The 13,964-nt window shown below is 43.0% G+C and carries 17 protein-coding genes; 13 read left to right on the top strand and 4 right to left on the bottom strand.

Features of this window, described 5'->3' with window-relative positions:
- Nucleotides 1-12 precede the first annotated feature (12 nt).
- The 3 genes from BA1_RS02860 to BA1_RS02850 all read left to right on the top strand — a co-directional run bounded on the left by BA1_RS02860 (nt 13) and on the right by BA1_RS02850 (nt 1,452).
- A complete protein-coding gene (locus BA1_RS02860) occupies nt 13-438 on the top strand; it encodes a YwqH-like family protein (protein WP_008355538.1) in 426 nt (141 codons plus the stop codon).
- A gap of 38 nt (nt 439-476) precedes the next feature.
- The gene (locus tag BA1_RS02855) at nt 477-740 is read left to right on the top strand and encodes a YwqI/YxiC family protein (protein ID WP_008355536.1); all 264 of its coding nucleotides are present in this window, start codon (nt 477-479) and stop codon (nt 738-740) included.
- 286 nt (nt 741-1,026) lie between these two features.
- Nucleotides 1,027-1,452, top strand: a complete 426-nt coding sequence (locus BA1_RS02850) for a YwqH-like family protein (RefSeq protein WP_008355534.1) — start codon at nt 1,027-1,029, stop codon at nt 1,450-1,452.
- Between the two features lie 45 nt (nt 1,453-1,497).
- On the opposite strand, the gene BA1_RS02845 is transcribed toward BA1_RS02850, so the two are convergent.
- Nucleotides 1,498-1,695 carry a hypothetical protein gene (locus BA1_RS02845; protein WP_008355532.1) on the bottom strand — a complete coding sequence of 66 codons (198 nt, stop codon included), beginning with the start codon at nt 1,693-1,695 and terminating at the stop codon, nt 1,498-1,500.
- A gap of 137 nt (nt 1,696-1,832) precedes the next feature.
- On the opposite strand from BA1_RS02845, the gene BA1_RS02840 reads away from it, so the two are divergent.
- The 8 genes from BA1_RS02840 (at nt 1,833) to BA1_RS02805 (ending at nt 9,842) form a co-directional block, all read left to right on the top strand.
- A complete protein-coding gene (locus BA1_RS02840; RefSeq protein ID WP_008355530.1) occupies nt 1,833-3,791 on the top strand; it encodes a BglG family transcription antiterminator in 1,959 nt (652 codons plus the stop codon).
- A gap of 89 nt (nt 3,792-3,880) precedes the next feature.
- The gene (locus BA1_RS02835) at nt 3,881-5,191 is read left to right on the top strand and encodes a PTS sugar transporter subunit IIC (protein ID WP_008355527.1); all 1,311 of its coding nucleotides are present in this window, start codon (nt 3,881-3,883) and stop codon (nt 5,189-5,191) included.
- Nucleotides 5,192-5,206: 15 nt separating this feature from the next.
- On the top strand, nt 5,207-6,292 hold the full coding sequence (locus tag BA1_RS02830; protein ID WP_008355526.1) for a mannonate dehydratase: 1,086 nt from the start codon (nt 5,207-5,209) through the stop codon (nt 6,290-6,292).
- A complete protein-coding gene (locus tag BA1_RS02825; protein ID WP_034738262.1) occupies nt 6,267-7,700 on the top strand; it encodes a glycoside hydrolase family 1 protein in 1,434 nt (477 codons plus the stop codon). The genes BA1_RS02830 and BA1_RS02825 overlap by 26 nt, the downstream gene beginning before the upstream one ends.
- A 12-nt stretch (nt 7,701-7,712) precedes the next feature.
- Nucleotides 7,713-8,036, top strand: a complete 324-nt coding sequence (locus BA1_RS02820; RefSeq protein ID WP_008355521.1) for a PTS sugar transporter subunit IIB — start codon at nt 7,713-7,715, stop codon at nt 8,034-8,036.
- 19 nt (nt 8,037-8,055) lie between these two features.
- Nucleotides 8,056-8,385, top strand: a complete 330-nt coding sequence (locus BA1_RS02815) for a PTS sugar transporter subunit IIA (RefSeq protein WP_008355519.1) — start codon at nt 8,056-8,058, stop codon at nt 8,383-8,385.
- Nucleotides 8,386-8,450: 65 nt separating this feature from the next.
- Entirely contained in the window at nt 8,451-9,305 is an 855-nt protein-coding gene (locus BA1_RS02810; protein ID WP_008355517.1) for a polysaccharide deacetylase family protein, read from the top strand.
- Nucleotides 9,306-9,473: 168 nt separating this feature from the next.
- Nucleotides 9,474-9,842, top strand: a complete 369-nt coding sequence (locus BA1_RS02805; RefSeq protein ID WP_082194718.1) for a VOC family protein — start codon at nt 9,474-9,476, stop codon at nt 9,840-9,842.
- 70 nt (nt 9,843-9,912) lie between these two features.
- Here the strand turns inward: BA1_RS02805 and ribD are convergent, their stop codons facing one another.
- The 3 genes from ribD to BA1_RS02790 are packed head-to-tail and all read right to left on the bottom strand — an operon-like array spanning nt 9,913 to nt 12,623.
- Complete coding sequence (gene ribD, locus BA1_RS02800) at nt 9,913-11,004, bottom strand: bifunctional diaminohydroxyphosphoribosylaminopyrimidine deaminase/5-amino-6-(5-phosphoribosylamino)uracil reductase RibD (RefSeq protein ID WP_008355513.1); 1,092 nt, start codon at nt 11,002-11,004, stop codon at nt 9,913-9,915.
- Nucleotides 10,991-11,752 (bottom strand): GTP cyclohydrolase II, encoded by a 762-nt coding sequence (locus BA1_RS02795; protein WP_008355512.1) that lies wholly within the window; start codon nt 11,750-11,752, stop codon nt 10,991-10,993. The genes ribD and BA1_RS02795 overlap by 14 nt, the downstream gene beginning before the upstream one ends.
- Nucleotides 11,730-12,623: a VOC family protein gene (locus tag BA1_RS02790; RefSeq protein WP_008355510.1), complete on the bottom strand. Its 894-nt coding sequence runs from the start codon at nt 12,621-12,623 to the stop codon at nt 11,730-11,732. Before BA1_RS02790 ends, BA1_RS02795 begins: the two co-directional genes overlap by 23 nt.
- Nucleotides 12,624-12,801: 178 nt before the next feature.
- On the opposite strand from BA1_RS02790, the gene BA1_RS02785 reads away from it, so the two are divergent.
- A complete protein-coding gene (locus BA1_RS02785) occupies nt 12,802-13,134 on the top strand; it encodes a winged helix-turn-helix transcriptional regulator (protein WP_008355508.1) in 333 nt (110 codons plus the stop codon).
- Nucleotides 13,135-13,503: 369 nt separating this feature from the next.
- Nucleotides 13,504-13,962 (top strand): NEAT domain-containing protein, encoded by a 459-nt coding sequence (locus BA1_RS02780; protein WP_008355506.1) that lies wholly within the window; start codon nt 13,504-13,506, stop codon nt 13,960-13,962.
- Nucleotides 13,963-13,964 lie beyond the last annotated feature (2 nt).

The raw sequence follows: 13,964 nt of genomic DNA, 5'->3' as shown, positions 1-13,964 counted from the left end.
GGAGGAACCCATATGAGCTTATCGGATATGCTGTCTGCCCTTAACGGTGGCATTTCAAATAAAAAGGCAGAGATCGAAGAGAAAATCGATCGACTTAAAAAAGCGAAAAGTAAGATTGAACGTGAACAAAATGCGGCAGAAACAGACCTAAAGCAAATCAAGCAGCCAAAGCTTGGGGCCTCTTGGAAAGGTGAGCGGAGCCAAGATTTTAAATCAAAGCGGAATGAAGCACACGATGCGCTGCAAACGATCGTGAATGACAAATACCCACGCTATGTGAGCCGCATTGAATTCAAAATCAGTACATTAGAAGCTGAGCAGTCTGCCTTATCTTTTGCCAGCTCTTTAGCTGGAGACGCCGCACGTCTGGCTGAAAAAGGAGAAGACGCAGTAGAAGACGCAAAACGTTTGATCTCAAAAGCATGGAGCAGCTTGTAAAGCTGCCCTCACGCTGAACAAATCTGGAGGATATCACAATGGGACAAATTAAGTTAAACTACCAAACAGTCATGGATAAACTAGATGAAGTCTCCCAAGCAGTTGAAGCTTTAACAATGAAAAAAGCAGCAGATAAAGCTGGTGAAAACAGCCTTGAATTTGTGACCAAGTGGACGGCACGTGAAGCAGAGGTGGGCGAAATGGTTTCAAGCTTTAAAGAAGCCTTGATCAAAAATGTTCAGGATACACGCTCTAATGTGAAAACATTAAAAGAACAGGACGAAGCGATTGCTGCAAAATAATGTGTCACAATCGTTTTATTGACAGCATAGTTGAATATTAATTGAAATATAGTCTCAAAGACTCATATATAATTCAGGATTTATGACCTTGTATTATTCCGTTTTTTTTCAAACCTCATGGTAAAAGGACACCTTTTCCCTATTTAAGCCTAAGGCTTTTCACCTTATACTATACTTAATGAAAGCGAACGATAGAAATGTCAGGATTGGAAAAAGCAGGTGATCTGCTCGGTTTCCAAGACTCTGGCGCCGTGCTTTCTTATGAGGTCCAATAGAGGTGGATGACATGAGTTTATCCGAGATGCTGCACCATCTGCATATGGGAATTGAAAACAAGCGTGCAGAATTTGACGAAATGATCTCTCGGTTAAAGACAGCCAAAAGTAATATTCGAACAGAACAAGATCTTGCGCAGTCTGACATGAAGGAAATCAAGAAGCCTGCTCTAGATTTGTCATGGAAAGGTGAGAGGGGAACAGATTTTCACCGCCATCGGAAAGAAGCCTATCGTGCGATACACGACATTGTGAACCATGAGTATGAAACCTATATGACGGAGATTGACCAAAAAATTATGCACTTTGAGTTGAAAAAAATGGAGCTCGCTGTCGCTAGTAATTTTGCCGGGAGAGCCCAAGATGTGATGGAAAAGGGCGAGGATTTTGCAAAGGATGTCAAACATTTAATTGAACGGGGCTGGAAAGCTCTTTAATCAAATAAACGAAACAGCCGTCTGAACAGCGGCTGTTTTTTTGTTTTAGTCACATCCGCCGCTTCCGCCTGCATCACTCCCGCAGGAGGCATCAGAAGCGTGATGTGTATACGAATCAGTATAGTGACTTGTTGTTGAACTGTGATGTGCAGAATGTTTAGAAGATGTGCGCTTATCCTTCGGTGTAAGGATATGGGCAACGATGAAACCTAAAGAAGCCAATATGATTATGATCACAAACATGATGTATCCCTCCTCTTGTTTCATATTCATACGTTTGAGCTATAACGAAGTTCCCGAGTCGAAAGAAAAACTGGGCAAAGAGTTCTATTTTCGTTTATGATGATAGGCAAAAGTAATTGACTAAGGGAGGGGAGTCTATGTTATCTCTACGTCAGGAGGAGCTGCTGAGGCGATTAATGCAGGCGGAGCAGGAGCTGACAGGTGAAGAAATTGCCCGCCTGGTAGGCGTCACATCACGAACAGTTCGAACTGATTTGAAAGCGCTTAAATCAATATTGGAAGAACATGGGGCAACACTTCATGTAAAACGCGGAGCAGGATATACATTGACTGTCGAGGATTATGGAGCATTTCTTACATTTTTGAAAAAGTCGATGAGAGAAAGAAATGAAAAAAAGAATCAGGTCATTCCAAATCAGCCAGAGGACCGCATCTTTTATTTACTGAGAAGGCTTTTATTGTCTGAAGACTATATCAAATTAGACGAATTGGCTGAGGAATTATTTGTGAGTGAATCTACCGTGAAAAATGATCTGAAAGCAGTGAGGCACTTATTTTCTTTACATGGACTTTCTGTTTCACATCGGCCTAAATATGGACTAAGGCTGACTGGAGATGAAATGAAATTAAGGTACTGTCTCGCAGAGCATGTATTTCAGCAGGAGCATCCAAATCCTGCGCTTTTACCCGAAGAAACGTATCAATTGATTCAGGATATGGTGCGTTCACGGACAAAGGCAAGCGGTCTTCATGTGTCGGAGATCGGTTTAAGTAACTTAGTGACACATATCGCCATCGCGTGCAAACGAATCGAAGAGAAAAAGCTGGTCATGATGCCAGAGGCCGAACTAAAAGACATTCAAACACAGCCTGTTTTTCAAGTGGCGAGACAAATGGCAGAAGATATGCGTCACGTGCTTGGTATAGAATTTCCAGCATCTGAAATGGCGTATATTGCGATTCATTTAATGGGGGCAAAAATGGTGGCATATGGAGAAACGGGCCACACACTATTTCACATGCTTGATGAAGATCATTTTCGTTTAACCCACCAATTACTTGCTTATGTCGAAAAGCACATGTCACTGGATATTCAGACAGATAAGGAGCTGATCGTAGGACTAAGCCTTCATCTGAGATCAGCTATTCATCGATTCAAGTATGACATGAACATTCGAAATCCCTATTTATCAGACATTAAAAGGCATTATCCGATTGCGTTTGAGGCAGGCATATATATGGGCAGATGGCTGAAGGAAAAAGAGAATGTAGAGATTCATGAGGATGAAATTGGATATTTGGCACTCCATATTGGTGCTGCAATAGAGCGGACAAACACCCAACATGTAAGAAAAAAATGCCTGATTGTGTGTGCAACGGGTGTCGCCAGCAGTCAGCTTCTTCTTCATAAGCTGAAGGCCACCTTTAGCGGAAGGCTCGAGATTGCTGGAACTGCAAGTGTTGGTGACCTTCTGTCGTATGACCTGAGAAGTATAGATTTTATCATTAGTACCATTCCGCTTCGGAACACACTGCCCGCGCCAGTGATTGATGTACATACCATTCTCAGTGAAGAGGATATTTTGAGATTGAAACGGTTTGTACAGGGGGCGCAGAATATGGGGGTCTTGCAATATGTCAGTCCGAAGATGACTTTTTTTCAGCAAGATCTACAAACAAGGGAAGAGGTTCTTCAATTCTTCGTGAAAGTATTGCAGGAACAAAATCGCATACCGGATGAGTTCGAACAGCTATTGCTGGAAAGAGAGCAAGTGTCACCTACGTCATTCGGTCATTTGATCGCGATCCCCCATCCAATTAAACCGGCAACAGATGATACGTTTTGTGCGATCTGTACGTTGAGAAAGCCGGTGCTGTGGGGCGAAGAGCGAGTACAGGTCGTCTGCTTGTTAAGTATTCAAAAGACGTATCAAAAAGAATTGCAGTCTCTTTATCAATTTCTTGTGCGGCTGACAGAGCAGAAGGAAGTGGTCGAGCAAATCATCAAAGCTGCTTCATTTGAGGAGTTGACCGCAGCGTTTCACGTGTTGGAACAGCCAGATGAAAAAAATGGACACCCATTTCCGCATCTGTGAGGAAAAAGATTAGATGTTAATGAAAGCGCTTTTAAAATAACATCAAAAAGGAGGATGATTACGAGTTTTTGTAAAGGGGGAGACGGATCATGAGCTTCAAAGAGAAAGCGGCAGACGTCATGGGACATGTCGCTTACCGCATTACCAATCAGAAATATATTATGGCGATTAAACAAGCATTTGTCACGCTGATGCCAATCATCATTACGGGGGCTTTTGCTGTACTAGTGGCGAATATGATCATGAGTCCGGAAACAGGGCTTGCTCATTTTGAGATATTCAGATTTTTAGCAGAGCTTCAGCCAATTATGAAGGCAATCAATTATGCCACGCTGAACTTTTTAACGATTGGGGCTGTGTTCCTTATCGGAATCGAGCTTGGAAAAATCAATGGACACAAATCTTTGTTCCCGGGCTTGATGGCATTGATATCCTTCATATCTGTTATACCGACGACTCTTCTTCTAGAGGTCGATGGATCAATGCGCGAGGTGGTAGATGTCCTGGCGAGACAATTCTCCGATCCAAAAAGTTTATTTTTAGGCATGATCATTGCCATCGTATCTGTTGAACTCTTTTGTAAGCTGACCGAAGTGAAATGGCTTCAAATCAAGATGCCAGATTCTGTTCCATCTAATGTGGCGACGTCTTTTTCTTCACTTTTCCCATCAATTATTACAATCACAATCATTAGTTCATTCGGATTTGCGTTTCACCGTTTGACAGGCATTTATTTGCATGAAGCAGTGTATAACGTGGTGCAGCGTCCGCTTGAAAGTGTTGTGCAGGGGCTGCCAGGCATTTTAACGTTGATGTTTGTGGCTCAATTTTTCTGGGTGATCGGTATTCATGGCAACCAAATGATTAAGCCGATTCGGGAGCCGCTGTTATTAGGGTCGATTGCAGTGAATATGACGGCATTTCAAGAGGGAAAAGAGATTCCGAATATTATCACCATGCCATTTTGGGATGTGTATATGAGTATTGGTGGTTCGGGTGTGACCATTGGGCTTTTGATTGCGATTTTTATCGCTGGGAGAAGGGAAGAGATGCGAAGCATTGCCAAGCTCTCATCAGGACCTGGATTGTTCAACATCAATGAGCCAGTTATTTTTGGATTACCCGTCATGCTGAATCCTGTGATGGCGATTCCGTTTATCATCACACCGCTTGTGACAGGTACGATTGGTTATATCGCAACGGCTACAGGCTTTGCTGGCAAAGCAGTCGTGATGGTGCCGTGGACGACACCCCCGATTGTGAATGCTTGGCTATCTACTGCTGGCAGCATGGGGGCTGTTATCACACAGCTGATCTGTATTGTCGTCGCAGTCTTCATTTATTTGCCGTTTGTCCTTTTGTCCAACCGGAAGCCAGAGGCTGCACCTGATTCAGAATAGAAGGAGGGTTCATGAATGAACATGCAATTTAGGTGGTATGGGGAGGAAGATCCTGTTTCACTCTCATATATTCGTCAAATTCCAGGCATGAAAGGCATTGTCAGTGCCGTCTATGATGTGCCGGCTGGTGATCTGTGGCCAGAGGAAAGTATTGTTCAATTAAAAGCGCAAATTGAAAGTCATGATCTTACTTTTGATGTCGTAGAAAGTCTTCCAGTCCATGAAGATATCAAGCTAGGGAAACCTAGTCGGGATATCTATATTAAGCATTATCAAGAAAATATCCGCCGATTAGCCAAACATGGTGTGAAGGTCATTTGTTATAACTTTATGCCTGTCCTTGATTGGACACGAACACAGCTCGATTTTCAACTAGCTGATCAATCGACAACCCTTGTCTATTTTCAGCATCAGCTTGAACATATGGATATAGAGAAAGATCAACTTTCCTTACCGGGATGGGATCCGTCTTATTCGCAGGCAGAAATGAGACAATTGATGGCTGCATACAGGGATTTGGGAGCTGAAGGGTTATTTGAGAACCTGGTTTATTTTCTGGGAAATATCCTTCCGGTTGCAGCGGAAGAGAACATCAATATGGCACTGCATCCAGATGACCCCCCCTGGGATATATTCGGCCTGCCTCGTATTGTCAGTTGTGAACGACATATAGATCGTATTCTTCAGATTGATGACCGCTCGCAGCACGGCCTCACCTTTTGTTCTGGTTCCCTCGGCTGTGATGTGAAAAACGATGTTCCTTCACTTGCAAGAAAGTATGCGAAAAAAGGGCGAATACACTTTGCTCATTTACGTAATGTCAAATTGTATGAGAACGGTGATTTTGAAGAGTCGGCTCATCTATCGTCAGCAGGCAGTCTTGATATGGGAGCGATTGTGAAGGCGTTGTTTGAGGAAGGATTTACTGGCTATGTCCGGCCAGATCATGGGCGAATGATCTTTGGTGAGACAGGCAGACCTGGCTATGGCTTATACGACCGAGCACTTGGGGCTATGTATGTACAAGGGATTTGGGAAGGACTTCAAATTCAAACGAAGAAGGGTGAGGTGGCACATGAACAAAATGAATATACCGAATGATTTTATCCTAGGTGCTGCGGCTTCTGCTTGGCAGACGGAAGGCTGGAAAGGAAAGCAGCCGCATCAGGATTCGTATATAGATCTCTGGTATAAGGAAGGGTATCACGTGTGGCACAACGGGTATGGGCCGGCAGGAGCGACGAATTTTTACGAGCGGTATCCCGAAGATGTAGCCCTCATGAAGGAGATTGGCTTAACTCATTACAGAACGTCCATCAATTGGTCAAGGTTTCTCATAGATTACGAGAATGGGATTGTGGATGAGACCTATGCTCGTTATATAGATGATTTGATTCATGAACTGATTGCTGCAGGTGTAGAGCCGATGTTTTGCCTAGAGCATTATGAACTTCCTGCTGTTTTACTTGAAAAGTACGGCGGCTGGTCATCTAAGCACGTTGTGGAGCTGTTTGTTCTCTATGCAGAGAAGGTGTTTGAGCGCTATGGAGACCGGGTCAAACATTGGTTTACCTTTAATGAACCTATTGTTGTTCAGACACGTGTTTATTTAGATGCAATCCGTTATCCCTTTGAACAGAATACGAAGAAGTGGATGCAGTGGAACTATCATAAAGCTCTGGCGACAGCAAAAGTAGTGAAGCTGTTTCGGGAAATGGGATTGAAGGAATCTGCGGGTGCAAAAATCGGGGTCATTCTTAATCCAGAAGTGACGTATGCAAGATCTACGGCTCCACATGATCAAGAGGCGGCCCGTATGTATGATTTGTTTTTTAATCGCGTGTTCTTAGATCCCTCCATCAAAGGCGAGTATCCTGAGGAACTGCTTGATGTATTGAAAAAGCATGACATTCTTTTCGATGCAGCAGAGGAAGACCTTCAGATCATCAAAGATCATACAGTAGATGTGGTAGGTCTCAATTTGTACTATCCGCATCGTGTCAAGGCGCCGAGCAAGGCTTGGAACGAAGGAACACCGTTTCATCCATCCTATTATTACGATATGTTTGAACTTCCAGGTAGAAAAATGAATCCATTTAGAGGTTGGGAAATCTATCCGGATATCGTCTATGATATGGGCATGAGAATCAAAGAAGAATACGGGAATATTGAGTGGTTTGTAGCTGAAAACGGTATGGGGGTAGAGCAGGAAGAGCGGTTTAAAAACGAAGAAGGCATCATTGATGACCAATACCGCATTTCATTTATCAGCCAGCATTTGAAAAGGGCCCTTCAAGTGAAAAAAGAAGGCTCAAACTGCAAGGGATATATGCTATGGGCTTTTACGGATAATGTCTCACCGATGAATGCATTCAAAAATCGCTACGGATTAGTTGAAATCCAGCTGGAAAATGAACGGAATCGTCAGCTGAAAGCATCAGCATATTGGTACAAAACATTAATCAAAACAAGAGAACTCAAGGTTGAACCAGATTTCATTTATCAATAGGAGTGATGGAGTATGAAACGAATCATTCTCGCTTGCGCAGCAGGAATGTCAACATCAATCGTTGTGTCTAAAATGAAAGCAGCCGCAGAAGCAAAAGGGCTGGATTATCATATTTATGCCATACCTGAAGGGGCCATTGCGGATGAATTAGAAGAGCATGGAGACGATGTAAAAGTCATTTTGCTAGGACCGCAAGTCAGCTTTATGAGAAAGGCAGCAGAAAAAACGGCGGCACCCTATCACATCCCTGTCGATGTTGTAAATGTAAGATTATACGGAACAGCGAACGGAGACAAAATTCTAGAGCATGCATTGAAACTAGCAAATGAATCTTGAGTAATCGGAGGAGAAGCAGATGACGGTATTAGAGGAAATGCAGGGAGCAGCCTTTCAAATCATTGCCCATGCAGGTGAGGCGAGGAGCCATTATGTAGAAGCTATTCGTCTAGCAAGAGCGGATGACTTTGAAGCAGCGCAGCAGTTGATTGAAAAAGGGGAGGAAGCGTTTCGAAGCATTCATCACCTGCACTTGTCGCTTATTCAAAAAGAGGCGGCGGGTGAACAGCTTCCCTTTTCTTTACTGCTCATACATGCAGAAGATCAAATGCTCACAACAGAGACCATCCATCTGCTTGCCATTGAAATGATCGAAATGTGTAAAAAAATGAACACCCTGTCAAAATAGCTGTCAGCTATTAACCAATTTCTGTTATAATCATTCGGTAGATAGAGAGAAAGCAGGATTGGTGAATGAAAAAAACATGTATGTGGATGTCGGTTGCTTTTGTCTTGCTGCTGATTTCGGGCTGTATGGGAACGAAGCAGCAAACAGAAGGAAACCAGCAAGCAGGAAAAGAGGAAAAGGGTCAAGTACAAGCAAAAGAAACAAAACAGACACATCAAATAGAAGTGGCAGAGATAGACAAACAAAACTGGATTCAGCAAAAGGAACCAGTTGCGCTTCCGATCTTGATGTATCACAGCATCTCCAGCGGCAACTCGTTACGTGTGCCAATGAGCGAGTTTGCGGCTCATATGAAATGGCTGAAAGACAACGACTATGTCACGCTGTCGCCGGAAGATGCCTATCAGGTCCTCATGACAAATTCGACACCAAGTGAAAAGTGTGTTCTCATCACATTTGATGATGGATATACGGACAACTACATAAAGGCATTTCCGATTTTAAAACAATATGGAATGAAAGCAACTATTTTCATGATTGAGCAATCCATTGGCCGCCTGCATCACTTAACAGATGCTCAAATGGATGACATGATGGCGCACGGTATATCAATTGAGAGTCATACCATTCATCATTTAGAGCTCAATCGTTTATCACAGAAGCAGCAGGAAGAAGAATTAAAAGGATCGAAAGCCTTCTTTGATCAGCGGTTTTCTCAGCAAACGATCATGGTTAGCTATCCGGTCGGACGCTATAACGAAGACACGCTGAAGCTGGCGAAGGAAGCAGGATATGAGATGGCTGTGACCACTGAGCCAGGACATGCCAAAAAGGAACAAGGCATGATGTCCTTACACCGCCTTCGCATTTCACCGGGACTTTCACCCGAAAGCTTTGGCAGGCTGGTAGAAGGAGATTGATATCAGGTCACAGATGTTTCACATGAAACATTTTACGACAAATTTTATGGTGTTGATGGGGAATGGACAACATCATATGGCTTGAGTACATCACCCTAGGCTTTTTCTCAAACGTGATAGTAAAACATCATGTTTGAGAAATGAAAGGAACAGGAAAGGAGAACGATGGTGTCAAATTTCTTTGGGATCGATCATGTCCAATTAGCTGCCCCAAAGGGGAGTGAAGAGAAAGCACGTTTGTTTTTTGGAGACATGTTAGGAATGAGTGAAATACCTAAGCCTATTCATCTAGCTAAACGTGGTGGAGTTTGGTTTCAGTGCGGCAATCAGCAGCTTCATATTGGTATTGAAGAGCCATTTCATGCTGCGAAAAAAGCTCATCCAGCTTTTCAAGTAAAGAGTCTATCAAATTTAAAAGAGACATTAATGAAACATCACATTCTGATAAAAGAAGATCAGCCCTTAGACGGAGCAATCCGTTTCTATGTAGATGATCCATTTGGAAATCGAATTGAGTTTTTAGAGAGAATGGTGTAGAAAACATTTTTTAGGGTGCATCTCAAAAAGAAATCATAAGGCTGTCGAAATTTTCTCGACAGCCTTATGATTATTGATAAACGGGATAGCCCGTTATTTTGATATCTTTCCCCATTTGTTCAATAGAGAGGTGATCCAATTCAATGGCATCACTCATGAGGCGTATGCCTTCGCCTCCGAAAAAGGAAGGAGAGAGTCGTCCGCCAATGAGTTTAGGTGCCATATAGATGACCAATTTATCTACAAGCTGCTGCTCTAAAAATGAGGCGTTGACTTGACCGCCTCCCTCGATCATAAGGGAAGAGACCTGTCTTTCTCCAAGCACTTGAAGCACCTCTTGCAAAGGGACTCGCGTGCCTCCATCTGTCATAATGACGTTGACCCCTGCTGCTTCTAAAGCGGCTCGTTTTTCCTTATCGGCTTGCTTTGTTGTAAATATCCACGTAGGTGCCATCTGATCGGTGACGACCTTTGCCGTCAGCGGTGTAGACAGTTTAGAGTCTAAGACAATTCGAATTGGATGATGCCCATTTGGAATCCGCGCAGTTAATGAAGGGTCATCATGTATGACGGTTTGCGCACCGACTAAGATCGCATCGTTGATACTGCGAATGTGATGCGCGTCATAACGGGATGTCTCTGATGTAATCCACTTGCTGTCAGACGTAGCAGATGCAATTTTTCCGTCTAACGTGATGCCCGCTTTGAGCGTTACGAAAGGCGTTTTTTTCGTAATAAAGTGGTTAAACACTTCATTCATGAGAATGGATTCCTGTTCAAGTACGCCCGTGATCACTTGGATACCTGCATCTTGTAAAATGGCAATTCCGCGGCCGGCCACAAGCGGATTCGGATCAAGTGCTGCGACAACCACCTTTTCTACGCCAGCTTTCACAAGTGCTTCAGCGCATGGGCCTGTGCGGCCATGGTGGGAACAAGGCTCTAGGGTCACATAGATCGTGGCGCCTTTTGCCTTTTCTCCAGCCATGTTGAGTGCATGAATTTCAGCATGTGGTTCACCAGCCTTCATGTGGGCACCAACACCAACAATTTCATTCTCTCGCACAATGACAGCCCCGACGAGCGGGTTTGGAGAAGTCTGACCTTTCATAGCCCGTGCATTTTCAAGGGCTAGCTTCATATATCGCTCATGATGTGGCAATCGTACGCACCTCTTGATCCGCCTTCATATGGCCTGAGCGGTTAATTTTTGTCTGTAAGTATTTTTCATTGAACTCAGAGACATCACCCCAAAGCGGAATTCGTCCAGAAAGAGAAAGGCCTGCATGGCTGATGGCATCTGTCTTTTTCGGATTATTGGTAATGAGTCTGACTGGCTTTGTACGCAATGTTTGAAGAACAGCAATCGCTTCTTCATATTGACGTGTGTCATCCTCAAAGCCAAGTGCTTCATTTGCTTCTACTGTATCGTAGCCGTTCTCTTGAAGAATGTAGGCCATGGCTTTACTGAAAAGGCCAATCCCGCGGCCTTCATGATTGGCTAAATAAAACAGGGCGCCTGCTCCATTATCTTCAATCATCCGCATGGACTGTTTCAATTGAAACCCGCAATCGCAGCGTTTGCTTCCGAAAATATCGCCAGTATGGCAAATGGAATGCATGCGGATAAGTGCTTCATCGGCCTGCTCGAAGTCTCCGTAAACAAGGACGCTTGATTGCTGGTGATCTGCAAGCTCCCGGGAGGAAAGGCTTTCGATTAAAGCTTCATCTGATAAGGGCTCTTTTCCATCGTCCTTTAACCATGAATACCAGTTGAACATCACTGTTCTACCGTCTAAATTCACTGGCAGTTTAATGGGTCCAGTGATATATATATACCCGTCTTCTTGCTGTACTCGTTTGATTTTATCTTTTAAAATGGCTGTTTTATGCTCTGTGTGTTTGTCCATATTCTGCACCTTCTTTTTTGTCAGTTTCTTCAATCTGTAAACGAACGAGAACGCCAAATGGATCAATAAATTCGTTGCTTTTTGCCGTCGTTTTAATGGAAACGCCAGCTTTAGTCAGACGTTCGACGACAGATGTTCGATCTTCTTCTTTTGGAAAAACCAGAGTATAGCTTCTAATTCCTGAAAAGCGTGGATCAATGGCTCCTTTTCTCCCGCGTCCCCATGCATTAAAGGCAAGGTGATGATGGTACACGCCAGCAGCGATAAATAAACTTGCTGGGGGAGCCATGCGGATATGAAAACCGAGCGTATTGACATAAAAGGAATCAGCTTCTTCTGGGTTGAGATGGAAATGCAAATGTCCCATGACTGTTCCAGCCGGAAGTCCTTCCCATGTGGAATCAGCGGCTTCTTGCAGGAGACCATCTCCATCAAGCGGAGCATTCCCGCCACCTTTTAGCTCTCCATGCTCACCGACCCAAATGTCTTCGGGGCGATCAGCATAAATCTCGACGCCAATGCCGTCTGGATCACTTAAATATACGGCTTCGCTGAAAAAGTGATCGCTTGCTCCAATTAAAGGATAGCCTTTTTTGATCACATGCGCCAGCCATGTGCCCAGGTTTTTTCTGGCAGGTAATAAAACGGCAAAATGATAAAGACCCGGCTCATGATCAGGCTTCTCCTTCAGCTGTGGATCTTCTTTCAGTAAAAGGATCGGTTCCTTTGCATTGCTGCCAAGAGTGGCGGTCGATTCTGTCTTTTCTAATAGAGTAAAGCCTAAAATGTCTGTATAAAAAGGTAAAGAACGCTCAAAGCTGGATACGTGCAATTCCGTTACACCCAATCTTAGCTGCTCGATTTTATTCAAAGCTCGGTCATCTCCTTCATGATATATGCATCAGCATGTTCAAATGTTTTAGACAATCTATAAAAATGAATATCTTGTTACTTTTAGTAACTAAACTATATAATAGTTAGTAGCTTATTTCAAGTAATTAATTGTGTTATAATGAAAAAAAGTAGAGAAAAGCAGGAGGGAGTAAGGTATGGCTCAAGTAGATGGCTGCCCAATTACAGATGCCATGGAGATTCTAGGGAAGAAGTGGGTCATTCTCATCATCAATCAGCTTTTGACAGGGCCGAAACGTTTTTGTCAGCTTGAAAATGAAATGAACATCAGCGGAAGATTATTATCGGAAAGGCTGAAGGATTTAGAAGCTGAAGGACTCGTTGAGAAAAAAGTATATCCCGACATCCCAGTGCGAATCGAATATGAGTTAACAGAACAAGGAAAGAAAATTGAACCGATTATTCGGGAAATGTATGCTTGGTCTTTAGAGCGAAATTACAGCAAAGAAGGGGAACATGTCCCTTCCTAATTGATTTCGATCAGTCTGTCTGATCGAAATTTTTTTTGGATTTTCCAGAAATCTAAGACAATAGTATGAAAAAGGATATTGACAATAAATTCATCCATCATATAATATCAAGGAGAAGAGGGTTCTTTTCCCTGTAATGGAATGGAGGTTATGCCATGGTATCATGAATGGGACAGATTGCCTAAAACAAGTATCAATTCATCATCTAGAAACAAACATCTTTGACTTTTTAGAAGCAAAGATTTATTTTTCCAACTCAATTGATAATGATTATCATAATCATTTACGAGTGATCTTACACTCGTATAAAGGTTATTTTTTTTATTGTCTATTGAGAATAATTATCAATATCATTTAGGAGGGTTCATGATGAAAGGACTTCGTTCAACATCACATATCTTATTATTCTTTAGCTTTGTTCTATTGTTTGCTCTAGCTCCGGTTAGCTCTGCTTCAGCAGCAGGCTTAGCAGATGGTCAATATTCAGCACAATATGTGGTATGGAAAGCAGATAGTGATTCGACTTCAACAGCAAATTCGTATTTTGAAAAACCAGCCAAGCTTGTCGTGAAAGATGGGAAAATCAAAGCACAAGTCACGTTAACGAACAGCTCTTGGATTACAAGTTTTAAAACACTTGATCAAGGTGTATACAAAGATGCAACGGTGATCAGTACAAACACAGCTGCTAATAAGAGAACGGTAGAATTCAATGTAACCAGCCTGACAGACGTTGTACCAGCAAAAGTGAGTGTGACTGTACCGGTCATTGGATACACAGGCAATTACGACATTCGCATCAAGTTTGATGCAGCAACTGTTCAATAAAA

The sequence above is a fragment of the Bacillus xiamenensis genome, assembly GCF_000300535.1.
Classification (GTDB): domain Bacteria; phylum Bacillota; class Bacilli; order Bacillales; family Bacillaceae; genus Bacillus; species Bacillus xiamenensis.
The sequence above is the reverse complement of the archived record's forward strand: the minus strand, read 5'-3'. Positions and strand labels throughout refer to the sequence as shown.

What these genes read in the sequence shown, in the direction of transcription:
- BA1_RS02860 (WP_008355538.1), top strand. Translation starts at nt 13, where the DNA reads ATGAGCTTATCGGATATGCTGTCTGCCCTTAACGGTGGCATTTCAAAT.
- BA1_RS02855 (WP_008355536.1), top strand. Translation starts at nt 477, where the DNA reads ATGGGACAAATTAAGTTAAACTACCAAACAGTCATGGATAAACTAGAT.
- BA1_RS02850 (WP_008355534.1), top strand. Translation starts at nt 1,027, where the DNA reads ATGAGTTTATCCGAGATGCTGCACCATCTGCATATGGGAATTGAAAAC.
- BA1_RS02845 (WP_008355532.1), bottom strand. Translation starts at nt 1,695, where the DNA reads ATGTTTGTGATCATAATCATATTGGCTTCTTTAGGTTTCATCGTTGCC.
- BA1_RS02840 (WP_008355530.1), top strand. Translation starts at nt 1,833, where the DNA reads ATGTTATCTCTACGTCAGGAGGAGCTGCTGAGGCGATTAATGCAGGCG.
- BA1_RS02835 (WP_008355527.1), top strand. Translation starts at nt 3,881, where the DNA reads ATGAGCTTCAAAGAGAAAGCGGCAGACGTCATGGGACATGTCGCTTAC.
- BA1_RS02830 (WP_008355526.1), top strand. Translation starts at nt 5,207, where the DNA reads ATGAACATGCAATTTAGGTGGTATGGGGAGGAAGATCCTGTTTCACTC.
- BA1_RS02825 (WP_034738262.1), top strand. Translation starts at nt 6,267, where the DNA reads ATGAACAAAATGAATATACCGAATGATTTTATCCTAGGTGCTGCGGCT.
- BA1_RS02820 (WP_008355521.1), top strand. Translation starts at nt 7,713, where the DNA reads ATGAAACGAATCATTCTCGCTTGCGCAGCAGGAATGTCAACATCAATC.
- BA1_RS02815 (WP_008355519.1), top strand. Translation starts at nt 8,056, where the DNA reads ATGACGGTATTAGAGGAAATGCAGGGAGCAGCCTTTCAAATCATTGCC.
- BA1_RS02810 (WP_008355517.1), top strand. Translation starts at nt 8,451, where the DNA reads ATGAAAAAAACATGTATGTGGATGTCGGTTGCTTTTGTCTTGCTGCTG.
- BA1_RS02795 (WP_008355512.1), bottom strand. Translation starts at nt 11,752, where the DNA reads ATGGACAAACACACAGAGCATAAAACAGCCATTTTAAAAGATAAAATC.
- BA1_RS02785 (WP_008355508.1), top strand. Translation starts at nt 12,802, where the DNA reads ATGGCTCAAGTAGATGGCTGCCCAATTACAGATGCCATGGAGATTCTA.
- BA1_RS02780 (WP_008355506.1), top strand. Translation starts at nt 13,504, where the DNA reads ATGAAAGGACTTCGTTCAACATCACATATCTTATTATTCTTTAGCTTT.